The sequence below is a fragment of the Amorphus suaedae genome (assembly GCF_053629675.1).
In genome coordinates, this window is sequence record NZ_JBRJIT010000002.1 from 1,106,690 (window position 1) to 1,120,312 (window position 13,623).

Genomic DNA, 13,623 nt, shown 5'->3' on the forward strand with positions numbered 1-13,623 from the left:
GCCGCGCTCATCCCTCCGTCAGCGCGGCGACGGCCAGGATCCACCCGGCGGTGACCACGACGGAGACGATCCCGATCGGGAGCACCGCCCGGGTGAACTCGGTGAACGTCAGCGACGGGCCGCCCAGCCGGTCCGCATGCTGCACGACGATGACGTTGCTGGCGGCAGAGATGATGAAGACGTTGCCGGCCAGCGTCGAGATCGCCGCCAGCATGATCAGGGTGGCGGTCTCCCCCGTCGGCGACAGCTTCAGGTACATGTCGACCAGCGGCACGTTGGAGAACGCCTGGCTTCCGAGGAAGCTGACCGCGGCGGCGACCAGCGGCTCGCCGAGCTCCGCGCGAACCCCGCCGAGGAGCGCCTGCAGCGCGCCGGACTCCACCAGCGCGCCGGTGACCACGAACATCGCCACGAAGAAGACGAGCGTCGGCCAGTCGGCGTCGAGCAGCACCGTCAGCCGGTGCCGGCAGAACAGATAGGTCGGCACCGCCGACACGCAGGCGATCAGCCCGAGCGGCAGCGACGGTCCGGCGCCGAGGGCGCCGACGAGGCTGTCGAGCACCACCAGCGCCGCAAGCAGGATCGCCGAGGCGACCGCCGGCCACGTCCGTTCGTCGCTGGCCATGCGGGTCGCCGCCGCGGCCGCGGCCGTGTCCGTCGACGGCTTCACCCTCCGCGCGAGCCACCACACCGACAGCGCCAGCAGCGCCAGTGTCGGCACGGCCAGCCAGGCGATGAAGGTGAAGAGCGGCGCCTCCAGCCGGCCGCTCGTCGCCACCAGCAGGTTCTGCGGATTGCCGATGGGCGTTGCCATCGAGCCGATGGTGACGGCGACGCACAGGCCGATGAGCAGGGGCTTGGCGTCGATGCGCGCGTTCGCGGCAAGGACGAAGGCGATGGGGGTGCCGATGATCGCCGCGGCGTCGTTGGTCAGCACCATCGAGATGCCGGCGAAGGTGAAGACGAACGCCGCGATCAGGCGGGCGGGGGAGCGGTGGCGGGCGAGCCGGCCGGCGATCGCGTGCGACACCCCGGAATGATAGAGCCCCGCGCCGATGGAGAAGACGGCGAACAGATAGGCGATGACGTTCCAGTCGATGGCGGCGAGCGCGGCCTTCGGGGCGATCTCCCCGGTGACGAGGAGCACAAGCGCGCCGGCCAGCATGATGTGCCAGATCTTCAGCCAGCCGGGCAGCCACTCGCGCGCGGCGATCAGCGCGAAGATGGCGGCGGATACGGGAAGGCTGAGCGACATGCGGGCCTCGGAAGGCGGGGCGGGCGGGGTGCGCCCCGACGCGTCCCGGTGGCGCGATGACCCGGCGGGGGCTGGAGCATCCTTGCCGATTGAATCGAAACTGTCACACAGAGTTGCTAGGCGTCAGTGTCCCTTTCCACCTCTGTGACCGAACCGGAATCGACCGCCATGAAGAAGCTTCTCCTCGCGGCTGCCGTGCTGGCCGCCGTTGCCGGCCCCGCGCTTGCCCAGGACGTGTCCGGCAAGCTGGTGCTTTACACCTCGCAGCCGAACGAGGACGCCCAGGCGACCGTCGACGCCTTCAAGGCGAAGTATCCGGACGTCGACGTCGAGTGGTATCGCGACGGCACCACCAAGGTGATGGCCAAGCTCGCCGCCGAGTTCGAGGCTGGCCAGCCACAGCCTGACCTGCTGCTCATCGCCGACACCGTGACGATGGAGAGCCTGAAGCAGGAGGACCGCCTGCTCGCCGCGCCGGAGATCGACGTCTCCGCCTACGACCCGGCGATCATGGACAAGGACCACACCTACTTCTCGACCAAGCTCATCACCACCGGCATCGTCTACAACACCGGCGCGGAGATGAAGCCCCAGTCCTGGAAGGACCTGCTGAAGCCGGAGGCGAAGGACAAGATCGCCATGCCGTCGCCGCTCACCTCGGGCGCCGCGACCATCCACATGGTGGCGCTCACCAGCAATCCGGACCTCGGCTGGGACTACTATCGCGGTCTCGCCGAGCAGGGCGCCAACCCCCAGGGCGGCAACGGCGGCGTCTACAAGGCGGTCGCCGGCGGCGAGAAGCTGTACGGCTTCGTGGTCGACTACCTGCCCATCCGCGCAAAGAAGGACGGCGCGCCGGTGGCCTTCGTGTTCCCGACCGAGGGCGTGTCCGCGGTGACCGAGCCGGTGGCCATCCTGAAGACGGCGAAGAACCCGGAAGCCGCCAAGGCGTTCGTGTCGTTCCTGCTGTCGGAAGAGGGTCAGGAACTCGCCGCAAAGCAGGGCTATCTGCCGGCGCTCGACACCGTCGAGGCTCCCGAGGGCTTCCCGTCCCGCGACGCCATCAAGCTGATGGACTTCGATCCGGCCCAGGCGCTCAAGGACGACACGGCGAACAAGATGAAGTTCGAAGAGATCTTCGGAGGCTGACCCCGTCTTGACGGCCGCACGCATCACCCGCTTCCGGAGCGGCGAGGGGACGACCCTCGCCGCTCTGGCGTTTCTGGTCACCGTGGTGTGCGGGGTGCCGCTGCTCCTCCTGTTCAAGGTGGGGCTGGCGCCCGAAGGCGTCCCGTCGCTGGCGCCGCTGGTCGAGGCGCTTCAAAGCCGCTCCGTCCTGTCCGCGCTGTGGAACTCGCTGGAATCGAGCCTTCTGTCGGCGGCGCTCGCCACGGTGGTCGGCACCGCGCTGGCGCTGGTGATCGGTCTCACCAACGTGCGCCGGAAGGGTCCGCTGGTCTTCCTCATCCTGCTGCCGATGATGATCCCGCCCCACGTGACCGCCATCGCTTGGATCCAGGCGCTCGGCCCGGCGAGCCCGGTGCTGCGCTGGATCGGGCTGGCGCCCGAGCTCGGCTCCACCCATCCGATTTATTCGCGCGGCGGGCTCGTCTCGCTGCTGGCGATCCAGCACATGCCGCTGGTGTTCCTGGTGGTGCGCGCCAGCCTCCGGAGCTTCCCGCGCGAGCTTTCCGATGCCGCGCGCATCTGCGGGTCCGGGGCGTTCCGGCTGCTCGCCCGGATCACCCTGCCGCTGCTGGCGCCGGCGCTGGTCGCCGGCTTCTCGCTCGCCTTCGTCGCGGCCTTGGGCAACTTCGGCATCAACGCGCTGATCGGCATCCCCGCCCGCTACACGACGCTGCCGGTGCTGATCTGGCGGCGGCTGTCGAGCTACGGGCCGGACGTGCTGGCAAGCGTCGCGGTGATCTCGGTCATCCTCGCGGTCGTGGCGCTGGCCGTCGGCGGGCTGCAGCTCCTGGTCCAGCGGCGGATGCGCTCGGCCCTCGTCGGCCCACCACAGGCGCCGCTGGCGATCGACCTCGGCCGCGGCCGTCTCGTCGCCGAGGCCGGACTTTGGGCGGTGGTCGCGGCGACGCTGGTGCTGCCGTCGGTGTCGCTGGTCGCCACCGCGCTGGTGAAGACCTACGGCCTGCCGCTGTCGCTTGCCACCTTCACCCTCGACAACTTCGCCGAGGTGCTGCTGCGCCAGGAGGTCACGCTCCGGGCGTTCGCCAACTCTACCGGCATCGCCACGGCGGCCGCCCTGCTGATTTCCCTTATCGCCATCGGCCTCGGCTACTTCCTGTCGCTGCGCAAGGGGCGCGCGCGCAAGGTGGCCGGCGTGCTCGCCAACCAGGCCAACATCGCCTTCGCCGTGCCGGGCCTCGTCATCTCCATCGCCTTCATCCTGGCGTTCATCCGCCCGGTGCCCGGCCTGGGCGTCAGCCTCTACGGCACCCTGTGGATCATCCTGATCGCCTATCTGGCGGCGTTCCTGGCGATCGGGCTGAACCCGGTGGCGGCCGCCTACGGCCAGATCGACGGCAGCCTCGACGATGCCGCGCGGGTCAGCGGCGCCCGCTTCGGGCGGCGGCTGGCGACCATCTTCACGCCGCTGGTGGCGCCGGCGGCCGCGTCGGGCGCGATCCTCGTCTTTCTCACCGCCTACAACGAGGTGACGGTGTCGGCGCTGCTCTGGTCCGCCGGCCACGAGACCATCGGGACGGTGATCTTCAACTACGAGGACGGCGGCTACACCACGCTCGCCGCCGCCATGGCCGCCATCACCGTGGTGGCGACGATCCTCATCATGACGGCCATGAACGCGCTCGGGCGTTTCGCGCCGCGCGGCACCATCCCCTGGCGCGACTAGGCCGCGAGCAGGCCGCCCGCTCCGGTCGCCGGAAGCAGCCAGGCATTGGCGATGCGCACATGGATGCGCTCGCCCGGCGCGGCCTTGTGGGAGAGGTTGAGGATCAGCGGCTCGTCGAGGCCGGCGACCGCGGCGTGGGTTTCCCAGAAGCCGCCGCGGTAGGTCGCGCGCTCCACCGTCGCTTCCAGGCCGTCCTCGGCGGAAGCGGCCACCGCGTCGTCCGGGCGCACCATCAGCCGGACCGCTCCCTCGACCGTACCGGCAGCGGCCGGGATGTCGAGCGTCCTGCCGGCGATCTCGGCACGGGCGCGTCCGCCTGAAAGTCCCGTCACCCTGGCATCGACGATGGCGCTGCGCCCGATGAAGCGGGCGACCCGCTCGTCGGCCGGCCGGCGGTACACCGTCTCCGGGCTCGCCGCCTGCAGGATGCGGCCCTGCCACATGATCGCGAGCCGGTCGGCCAGCGCCATCGCTTCGCGCTGGTCGTGGGTGATGTAGAGGGTGGTGGCGTCGCTGGAGGCGTGAAAGCGGGCGAGCTCTTCCTCCATCGCGTGACGCAGATGGGGATCGAGGTTCGCCAGCGGCTCGTCCATCAGGATCGTGTCGGCGCGCTGGGCAAGGCAGCGGGCGAGCGCCACCCGCTGGCGCTGGCCGCCGGAGAGTTCCGCCGGCCGGCGGTCGGCGAACGGCAGCAGTTCCACGGTGGCGAGGCATGCTTCCGTGCGTCGCTCGCGGGTCGCCCGATCGACGCCCTCGGTGCGGATCGGGAAGGCGACGTTCTCGGCCACGGTCATGTGCGGCCACAGGGCGTACGACTGGAACACGACGCCGACGCTGCGATCCTCGGGGGGCAGGTTCAGCCCGGGGCCGGCCACCGGCCGCCCGGCGATGGCGACCTCTCCGGCATCGAGCGTCTCCAGCCCGGCGATGAGCCGCAGCAGCGTCGATTTTCCGCAGCCCGACGGGCCGAGGACGACGAAGAACTCGCCAGGGGCGATGTCCAGGGTGACGCCGTTCACCGCGGTGTCGGCGCCGAAGGATTTGCGGATGTCTCTGAGCGTGATCGACATGGGCGGACACAGCCTCGGGCGGGCGCGTTCGTCAAGCGTCAAGACGCATCCGGGCGTGCGGCGGAGCGCCACCGTGGCGGCGTGATGCTCCAGAGCAACGCGGGACGGGATGCGCGGCGGCCCGGTGCCGCCCGCATCCCGTCCGTCAGCTCCGATGCCTCAGAGGATCTGGCCCAGGTTGGCCTCGACCGCCTTGGGATCGGAGGCGAGGCCCGCCGCGATCTCCTTGGCGAAGTCGCCCGGATAGAGGTCGTCCTTCTCGCCCGCCTCGACGTCGTCGAGGATCTCCTTCACCGCGTCGAGCGGCGCCGTCTTCGGCGGCGGGAAGTCGGCGGTCATGCGGGTGTCGATGGTGCCGGGCATGACGCCGATGACGCGGGTGCCCTGGCCCTTCAACTCGGCGCGCAGCGCCTGGGTCAGCGACAGCGCGGCGGCCTTGGAGGCGCAGAGCGACCCCATCAGCGGCAGGCTCACGCGGGACAGGATCGACAGCATGTTGACCAGCACCCCGCCGCCGTTCGCCGCCAGCACGGGCGCGAAGGCGCGCGCCATGGAGAGCGTGCCGAAATAGTTCACCTCCATCTCCTCCCGCGCGATCAGCAGGTCCGGCGCGCGGAAATAGGACGTGTTGTGGTTCACGCCGGCGTTGTTGATGAGGAGCGTCACGTCGCTCGCCTGCTTCGCGGCCGCTTCGACCGCCGCCGGATCGGTCACGTCGAGCGCGATCGGCACCACCGGCCCGTCGAAGGCGGGCAGCGCATCGGGATTGCGCGCCGCCGCGTAGACCTTCGCCGCCCCCCGGGCGACCAGCTCGTTGACGTAGCAGGCGCCGATGCCGCCGTTGGCACCGGTAACGAGGGCGACTTGCCCCTTGATCGAGTAGCTCATCGGAAGGTCCTCTTGGTGTGGGTGCGGGGGAATGGCTGCGGGAGTATCGGCGCTCGGCGCGGTGGTGCCCAGCCAGTCGGGATCGATCTCCGGCAGCGGCACGGCGTCGAGGAGGGCGCGGGTGTAGTCGGCCTCGGGCGCGGCGAAGACATCGGCGCACGGGCCTTCCTCGACGACCTTGCCCCGGTAAAGCACCACCAGCCGGTCGCAGAGCGCGCGCACCACCGACAGGTCGTGGCTGATGAACACCAGCGTCAGCCCCATCCGGGCCCGAAGCTCCTTGAGGAGGATCAGGATCTGCGCCTGGGTCGACACGTCGAGGCCCGACACGATCTCGTCGGCGACGATGAAATCGGGCTCCAGCGCGATCGCCCGGGCGATGCCGACCCGCTGGCGCTGCCCGCCGGACAGCTCGTGCGGAAAGCGGTCGACGAACGCCTGGGGCAGGCCGACGAGGTCCAGCAGTCGCGCCGCGGTGTCCCGTCGAGTCCGCTCGGGGAAGGGGACGCCGAACGCCTCGAACGGCCGCGTCAGGATGGTCGACAGCCGGAGCCGCGGATTGAGCGACGACATCGGGTCCTGGAAGATCATCTGCATCTTCGGCCGGAGCGGCCGCAGCGTGTCTTCGCCGGCCCGGGCGATGTCTGTCCCGGCGAAGCTCAGCGTGCCGGCCGACACCGGCAGCAGCCGGATCAGGGCGCGTCCGAGCGTCGTCTTGCCGGATCCGGATTCGCCGACCAGCCCGACGGCATCCCCCTTCGCCACGTTGAGGTCGACGCCGTCGACGATGGTGGTGGTGGGCGGCGGGCCGAAGACCCGGGCGCGGCTGCGGTCAGGCAGCGCGACGGTCAGGCCGCGCGCGGCGACGAGCGCCGGGGGCTTCAGCGGAACGACGGTCATCGCACGCCTCCCGCCCGGCGCGCGTCCCAGGCCGCGGCCTCCTGCCAGAGCGAGCCGGCGAGCTCCGCCGGCACCGGCGACAGCACGTCGGCCGGCCGGTCGAAGCGGGGCGTCGCGGCCAGCAGCGCCCGGGTGTAGGGGTGGATGGGGCGCTCGATCACGTCGGCGCAGGCACCCTGTTCCAGAACCCGCCCGGCGTGCAGCACCGTGACCCGGTCGCAGACCTTGGCGACGACGCCCAGATCGTGGGTCACGAACAGCACGGCCGCCTTGTGGCGGGTCTGCAGGTCGCGCAGCAGCGCCAGGATCTGCCGCTGCACGGTCACGTCGAGGGCGGTGGTGGGCTCGTCGGCGATGATCAGCCGCGGCGTCGTGGAGAAGGCCATGGCGATCAGCACCCGCTGGCGCATGCCACCGGAGAGCTCGTGCGGATAGCGCTCCAGAACCGCCGCCGCGTCGCGGATGGCGACCTCCTCCAGACCCGCCAGGGCCCGTGCCCGCGCCTCGGTGCGCGACAGGCCGAGGTGGCGCGTCAGCGGCGCCGTCATCTGCACGCCGATCCGCCGGACCGGGTTCAGCGCCGTCATCGGATCCTGGGGGATGAGCGCGATCTTCTCCGCCAGCAGGCGGCGGCGCTGCGCCTCCGCCATGGTGGGCAGGTCGACGCCGTCGAACATAACGTACCCCTGGGCGATCCGCGCGGCGCGCGGCAGCAGCCCCAGCACCGCCTTGCCGATGGTCGACTTGCCGGCGCCGGATTCGCCCACCAGGCCGTGCACCTCGCCCGGAGCCACCGTCAGCGACACGTCGCGCAGCACCGGCTGCCGCGCGATGGTGACGACGAGGTTCTCGACCCTGAGAAGTGGGGCACTCATCGGCGGTTCACCGGGTCGATGGTCTGGCGCAGGCCGTCGCCCATCAGGTTGAAGCCCAGCACCGCGACGACGATGCAGCAGATCGGCACGCCCAGCAGCCACGGGGTCTGGTAGACGACCTGCCGGCCCTCGGCGATCATGCCGCCCCAGGTCGGGAAATCGGTCGACACCGAAAGCCCGACGAAGGACAGGATCGCCTCGACGACGATGGCGATGCCCATCTCCACCGAGAGCAGCGTGATGACCAGCGGCATCACGTTCGGCAGCACCTCCTTCCAGAGGATGTTGGGGCCGGACAGGCCGAGCGTCTTCGCCGAGGCCACGTACTCCATCTCGCGCTCGACCATGGTCTCGGAGCGCACCACCCGGGCGAACCGCGTCCAGTCGACGACGACGATGGCGACGATCACCGACGACAGCCCGGCGCCCAGCACGGCCGCCAGCACGATCGCCAGCAGCACCGGCGGAAACGCCATCCACACCTCGATCAGCCGGGAGACGAGCTGGTCGACCCAGCCGCCGAAGTAGCCGGCGAGGAGGCCGAGCAGCGAGCCGATCGCCGCCGCGAGCATCGCCGCGACGAAGGCGACGGTGAGCGCGATGCGCGTGGCGAAGATCAGCCGCGAGAGGATGTCGCGGCCGAGGCTGTCGGTACCCAGCAGGTAACCGGGCTCGCCGCCCGACAGCCACGACGGCGGCAGCATGGACAGCATCAGGTCCTGTTCGAGCGGGTTGTGGGGCGCCAGCAGGGGCGCGAAAACGGCGACCAGGATCAGCGCGGCAATGACGACCGCCCCGACCACCAGCCGGGGATCAAGCGGATGGGAGGGCCGGCGCTCCGCGGCGCCGGCGGCGGGGTTTGCCGGATCAGCCACGACGCAGCCTCGGGTTCAGGAAGGTGACGAGGATGTCGATCGCGAGGTTGATCGCGATGAACAGGACCGCGAACGTCAGCACGATCCCCTGGATGAGCGGCAGGTCGCGGTTGATGACCGCGTCGACGGCCATGTTGCCGATCCCCTCGTAGGAGAAGATCCGCTCGATGAGGACGGTGCCGCCGACCAGGAAGGTGAACTGAACGCCGGTCAGCGTGACGGTCGGGATCGCGGCGTTGGGCAGCGCCTCGTCAAGCAGCACGGTGCGCCGCGAAAAGCCGCGCGCCCGCGCCATCTGGGCGTAGTCGGCGCTTTCGGCCACGGCCAGCGAGGCCTTGAGCACCCGCGCGATGATCGCCGCCAGCGGCAGCGCCAGCGCCACCGCCGGCATCAGCATGTGGGACAGGAGCACGACGGCGATGGTGAACTGGCCGGTGACGAGCGCCTCGATCAGGTAGAACTGGGTGGCGAAGTCCGTCGACAGGCGCGGGTCTATGCGGCCGGAGATCGGCAGCACCGGATAGACGACGCCGAGCAGCAGGATGAAGATCAGCCCCCACAGGAAGTCGGGGATCGCGACCACCACGCCGATGATCCCGTCGACGATCCACTCGCCGGGCCCGCGCCGATAGAAGGCGCCGGTGAGCGCCAGCGCGGCGCCGAGGGCGACGGCGATCAGGGTGGCGAGGGCGACGAGTTCCAGCGTCGCGGGCAGCCGGCCGAGGATCAGCGTGCCGACGTTCTGGCGCAGGCTGATCGAGGTGCCGAGGTGACCGGTGACGAGGTCGCCGAACCACGCGGCCAGCTGCACCACGATCGACTTGTCGAGGCCGTAGGCGGCGCGCAGCCGGTCGATGTCGTCGGCGCTGGCGCCCGGCGGGATCATCATGGCGATGGGATCGCCGGGAACCACGCGCAGGAGCACGAACACGACGATGGCGACACCGACGAGGGTCGGCGGCACCAGCAGCAGGCGGCGAAGGAGGGCGGTGCGGCCCATGCGTCAGGAACCCCCAGGCGTACTGATGGAGCCGAGAGCCTTTCCCGTCCGGGACCGGTCGACCGGAACCGGACGGGACTGCTCAAGGATTTGAAGCGCCGGCCGCTTCCCGCCGACCCGGTGTCGCCACCCGATCCGAAACGGAGACCGGCGCGCGTGCCCGCCCGCCGGCCGACCGCCGAAGGCACGAGGGTGACCGCGGCCGGCGTCGGGCGCGCCGCGAGAACCGGCCCCCCGCATCATCTGCGCGGGGCTGCCGGCCGTGGTTTTCCCCGCCGTCAGCCTTCCGGCGTCATCTTCTGCGGCAGCAGCATGCCGTTCGCCTGGGGAACCACCGCCACCTTGTCGGTGTGGATGATCGGCTGGACGTACTGCAGGAGCGGGATGACGGCGCCTTGGTCGGCGATCAGCTTGTCGACCTTCTTCCACCCCTCGATGCGCTTGGCCTCGTCCTTCTCCGCCCACAGCGGCGCGATGGCGTCGAACACCTCCTGGCCGTCCCAGACCGAGTGCGGCGAGGGGCCGAACATGGCGTGGCCGGTCGACGTCGCCGGATCGCCGATGGCATTGCCCCAGTTGTAGAAGGCCGCCTCGGCCAGCTCGTCGCGGGCCCGCAGCTCGTAGTGCTTGGCGATCTCGTAGACCTCGATGGTGGCCTCGATGCCGACCTTGCGCCACATGCCGACGATGGCCTGGACCATCTCGTAGTCCTTCGGCTTGAAGCCGCGGGTCGTCTGGATGGTGAACTTGACCGGCTTGTCCGGCGAGTAGCCGCTCTTGGCCAGCAGTTCCTTGGCCTGCTCCGGGTCGTACGGCACCTTGATGGAGGGGTCGTAGGCGTCGTACTCGGGCGTCTGAAGCGTGTCGAGCGGCACGCCATAGCCGCGCAGCAGCCGGTCGACGATCGCCTTCTTGTCGATCGACATGGCGGCGGCCCGGCGGACGTTCTCGTCGAGCATCACACCGGTATCGTTGATGAAGATCATCGCGATATCGGAGATCGGGATGGTCTCGCCGACGATGCCGGGCTTGTCCTTCAGCCGGTCGAACTCCTCATAGGGAATTTCCAGCGTCACGTCGGCGGCACCGGACTCGATCTCCGCCACGCGGCTGGTCGCATCCGGCACGAACTTGAAGATGACCGTCTCGAAGGCCGGCTTGCCGCCCCAGTAGTCGGGGTTCGCCTTGAGGCGCAGGAAGGCGTTGCGCTCGAAGGTGTCGACCATGTACGGGCCGGAGCCGATCGGCTTCGCCTCGAAGCCGTCGGCGCCGACTTCCTCGTAGTACTTCTTCGGCAGCACGTATCCGGTCAGGAACGCCATCCACTTGACGAGGTCCGGCTGATACTCCTTCACGTCGGCGGTGATGGTGTTGCCGTCGATCTGGAAGTTGCCGATCTTCGACCAGACGAACTGGATCGGGTTGCCGGTGTCGGGATTGCCCGCGCGCTCAAGCGACCAGACCACGTCCTCGGGGGTGACCTTGTCGCCGTTGTGCCAGACCGCGCCGTCGCGGACGGTCAGCATGATCTTCGTCTTGTCGTCGTTGTATTCCCACTTCGTCAGCAGACCCGGCTCGAAGGAGAGGTCCGGCGCCTGGGCGATGTAGGGATCGAACACCGCCTGGTAGATGGTCTGGATCGTCGGGTTCACCGCCGACGCGCCGACGGTCGGGTCGAACGACGGCAGGTTCACGTTGTAGGCGATGGTGACGGTCTTGCCGGCCTCCTGGGCCACCACGCGGGCGATGCCGTGCGGCAGGACGAGGGTGGCGGCACCCGCACCTGTCAACTGCAGGAGAGTGCGGCGGGAGAAGGATGGTCCGTTCATGGCGGCCTCGCGTCGATGAAGGCGATCTGGATGGATTATGCTTGGCAGTCCGGATGCGGTCGTTGCCGCATCCGGGTCGTGTCGAAGCGCCGGCGTTCCCCGTGCCGGCGCCCTGGAACGGCGATCAGGCCGGGGCGCTGGAGGCCCAGTTCTTCATGAGCGTGTTCGACGGCAGGCTCTCGTGGACCAGCTTGTCGGCGGTCTCCTTGCCGGCGACCGGCAGCCCGGTCGGATCGAGCACGCCGATCTGCACCAGCACCGAAGCCTGGTCCCAGTAGATGTGCTCGTTGTAGAGCTTGTCGCCGCGGAAGCGGATGATCCCGACCAGCGGGATTTCCACGTATTTGCCGGTCGGCGGAATGCCAGGCAGCATCCAGTCGATCTCGATGTCGTGGGTGAAGCAGAACAGCATCTCGTCCACGACCCGGTCGGCGCCGACGGTGCGCGAGATCGGGATCAGCTTGGTGTCGGCCGGCGTCTTCGGGATGAAGTGGTTCTTGTAGAACCGGTGCAGGTCCTTGTAGCCGACGCCGCCGGTCATCGTCGGGATGTGGTTGACGTAGGGCTCGGCCACCATCGTCGACATGGTGAGATCCACGTCGCGGGTCGCGAACTCGTATTCGGTGTGCTTGTCCCACAGGGTCGACAGGTCGTAGTGCGGACCCATCACCTTGCGGAACAGCGCGATCGAGCGCGAGTGCGCCATCAGCGAGGCGGGCTTGTTGAAGGACTCCCGCTCCACCGCGGCGAACGCGTGGTCGCAACCCGGATAGACGTAGAACTCGACGTCGTCGCGGTCGGCGAAGGTGGCCATGATCTGGTTGCGGGCTTCCTCCGGCGCGAACTTGTCGAGTTCGGCGAAGTGGAACACCATCGGGCAGGTGGCGTCCTTCGCCTCGTCCAGCGCCTGCTCGAGGCCGACGCCGTAGTAGCAGACGGCGCAGTCCACATCGGTGCGCGCCGCCGTCAGGTAGGCGAGCTTGCCGCCCAGGCAGAAGCCCAGCGCGCCGACCTTGCCGGCCTGCTCGGGGCGCTCCCGCAGCACCTTGAGCGCGTCGGCGGTGTCGCGGATCGACTGGTCGACGTCGAATTTCTGGAAGTAACCAAAGGCCTTGCCGAAATCTTCCTCGCCGTAGCCGAGCTCGATGTGCGGCTCGAAGCGCCAGAAGAGGTCGGGCACGAGGACCACGTAGCCTTCCTCGGCGTAGTAGTCGGCGACGTCGCGCATGGTGCTGTTGACGCCGAAAATCTCCTGCAGAAGGATGATTCCCGGGCCGAAACCGGCCTCGGGCACGGCGAGATATCCCTGAAAGCTCTTTCCGTCCGAAGACGGAATGTCGATCCACGTGCCGGCCATGTTTCCCCTCGATGTCTGGCGGTGACGATCCCGGTGCGAGAGACGCGGGACTTTTGATCGAATTCAAAATAGAATTTGCCGTTAAAAATCACATATGGCAATGGGTGAGACGCGTCGGAGTTGGACAATGGTCGCTACCAGGAAGAAAGTCGGGGGGCATGAGGATGCAGGCGGCGAGCCCGGGGGCTGGCATCTCGCCCGCACGCCGGAAGAACGCCGTCTCGCCGACCTCGAGTTCGCGCTCGAGCGGGTGGCCCAGGCCTACTATCGCTGGAAGGGCGTGTGCTTTGCCGAGGTCGCGGAGCTTGCCATCTCCGGCGACGACGTGGCCGTCCTGAACATGGTGCGCTTCGAGGACCGGCCGAAACGGCTGTCGGAGATCGGTCGCCTGCTCAACCGCACCGACGTGCCGAACCTGCAGTACGCCATGCGAAAGTTCGTGAAGGCGGAACTGGTCGAGACGGTCGGCGGCGGCTCCCGGCGCGACATGCGTTATCAGGTGACCGATGCGGGCCTTGAGGTGACCGAGGCCTACGCGGCGTTGCGCCGCGACGTGCTGCTGCCGCTGGTGGGCGCGCTCGGCGCCGACGGGCAGGATTCGGTGGCACTGGCCGGCGCGCTCGACAGCCTCACGCTCACCTACGGCAGCGCCGCCCAGCTCGCGCCCATCAAGAAATAGCCGGCTTCTCCGGCGAGCATGGC

General features: G+C 69.3%; 11 protein-coding genes. 3 read left to right on the forward strand and 8 right to left on the reverse strand.

Features of this window, described 5'->3' with window-relative positions:
- Nucleotides 1-7 precede the first annotated feature (7 nt).
- Nucleotides 8-1,255, reverse strand: a complete 1,248-nt coding sequence (locus AB7M35_RS18840) for an SLC13 family permease (RefSeq protein ID WP_453961960.1) — start codon at nt 1,253-1,255, stop codon at nt 8-10.
- Between the two features lie 168 nt (nt 1,256-1,423).
- On the opposite strand from AB7M35_RS18840, the gene AB7M35_RS18845 reads away from it, so the two are divergent.
- Together AB7M35_RS18845 and AB7M35_RS18850 are read left to right on the forward strand one after the other, a co-directional pair.
- Nucleotides 1,424-2,404 (forward strand): ABC transporter substrate-binding protein, encoded by a 981-nt coding sequence (locus AB7M35_RS18845; protein ID WP_453961961.1) that lies wholly within the window; start codon nt 1,424-1,426, stop codon nt 2,402-2,404.
- A 7-nt stretch (nt 2,405-2,411) separates the two neighbouring features.
- On the forward strand, nt 2,412-4,127 hold the full coding sequence (locus AB7M35_RS18850) for an ABC transporter permease (RefSeq protein ID WP_453961962.1): 1,716 nt from the start codon (nt 2,412-2,414) through the stop codon (nt 4,125-4,127).
- Here the strand turns inward: AB7M35_RS18850 and AB7M35_RS18855 are convergent.
- From AB7M35_RS18855 to AB7M35_RS18885, 7 genes are all read right to left on the reverse strand, one after another.
- Nucleotides 4,124-5,197 carry an ABC transporter ATP-binding protein gene (locus AB7M35_RS18855; protein WP_453961963.1) on the reverse strand — a complete coding sequence of 358 codons (1,074 nt, stop codon included), beginning with the start codon at nt 5,195-5,197 and terminating at the stop codon, nt 4,124-4,126. The genes AB7M35_RS18850 and AB7M35_RS18855 overlap by 4 nt on opposite strands.
- A gap of 159 nt (nt 5,198-5,356) precedes the next feature.
- Complete coding sequence (locus tag AB7M35_RS18860) at nt 5,357-6,985, reverse strand: SDR family oxidoreductase (protein ID WP_453961964.1); 1,629 nt, start codon at nt 6,983-6,985, stop codon at nt 5,357-5,359.
- A complete protein-coding gene (locus AB7M35_RS18865; protein WP_453961965.1) occupies nt 6,982-7,860 on the reverse strand; it encodes an ABC transporter ATP-binding protein in 879 nt (292 codons plus the stop codon). Before AB7M35_RS18865 ends, AB7M35_RS18860 begins: the two co-directional genes overlap by 4 nt.
- Nucleotides 7,857-8,735, reverse strand: a complete 879-nt coding sequence (locus AB7M35_RS18870) for an ABC transporter permease (protein WP_453961966.1) — start codon at nt 8,733-8,735, stop codon at nt 7,857-7,859. The genes AB7M35_RS18865 and AB7M35_RS18870 overlap by 4 nt, the downstream gene beginning before the upstream one ends.
- Complete coding sequence (locus AB7M35_RS18875; RefSeq protein ID WP_453961967.1) at nt 8,728-9,735, reverse strand: ABC transporter permease; 1,008 nt, start codon at nt 9,733-9,735, stop codon at nt 8,728-8,730. Before AB7M35_RS18875 ends, AB7M35_RS18870 begins: the two co-directional genes overlap by 8 nt.
- A gap of 278 nt (nt 9,736-10,013) precedes the next feature.
- Nucleotides 10,014-11,564: an ABC transporter substrate-binding protein gene (locus tag AB7M35_RS18880; RefSeq protein WP_453961968.1), complete on the reverse strand. Its 1,551-nt coding sequence runs from the start codon at nt 11,562-11,564 to the stop codon at nt 10,014-10,016.
- Nucleotides 11,565-11,688: 124 nt separating this feature from the next.
- Nucleotides 11,689-12,921 (reverse strand): dienelactone hydrolase family protein, encoded by a 1,233-nt coding sequence (locus tag AB7M35_RS18885; RefSeq protein ID WP_453961969.1) that lies wholly within the window; start codon nt 12,919-12,921, stop codon nt 11,689-11,691.
- Nucleotides 12,922-13,048: 127 nt separating this feature from the next.
- On the opposite strand from AB7M35_RS18885, the gene AB7M35_RS18890 reads away from it, so the two are divergent.
- Nucleotides 13,049-13,600, forward strand: a complete 552-nt coding sequence (locus AB7M35_RS18890) for a winged helix DNA-binding protein (RefSeq protein ID WP_453961970.1) — start codon at nt 13,049-13,051, stop codon at nt 13,598-13,600.
- Nucleotides 13,601-13,623 lie beyond the last annotated feature (23 nt).

Excerpts from the sequence above, each read along its gene's own strand:
- AB7M35_RS18840 (WP_453961960.1), bottom strand. The coding sequence starts at position 1,255 with ATGTCGCTCAGCCTTCCCGTATCCGCCGCCATCTTCGCGCTGATCGCC.
- AB7M35_RS18875 (WP_453961967.1), bottom strand. The coding sequence starts at position 9,735 with ATGGGCCGCACCGCCCTCCTTCGCCGCCTGCTGCTGGTGCCGCCGACC.
- AB7M35_RS18855 (WP_453961963.1), bottom strand. The coding sequence starts at position 5,197 with ATGTCGATCACGCTCAGAGACATCCGCAAATCCTTCGGCGCCGACACC.
- AB7M35_RS18885 (WP_453961969.1), bottom strand. The coding sequence starts at position 12,921 with ATGGCCGGCACGTGGATCGACATTCCGTCTTCGGACGGAAAGAGCTTT.
- AB7M35_RS18860 (WP_453961964.1), bottom strand. The coding sequence starts at position 6,985 with ATGACCGTCGTTCCGCTGAAGCCCCCGGCGCTCGTCGCCGCGCGCGGC.
- AB7M35_RS18880 (WP_453961968.1), bottom strand. The coding sequence starts at position 11,564 with ATGAACGGACCATCCTTCTCCCGCCGCACTCTCCTGCAGTTGACAGGT.
- AB7M35_RS18865 (WP_453961965.1), bottom strand. The coding sequence starts at position 7,860 with ATGAGTGCCCCACTTCTCAGGGTCGAGAACCTCGTCGTCACCATCGCG.
- AB7M35_RS18845 (WP_453961961.1), top strand. The coding sequence starts at position 1,424 with ATGAAGAAGCTTCTCCTCGCGGCTGCCGTGCTGGCCGCCGTTGCCGGC.
- AB7M35_RS18890 (WP_453961970.1), top strand. The coding sequence starts at position 13,049 with ATGGTCGCTACCAGGAAGAAAGTCGGGGGGCATGAGGATGCAGGCGGC.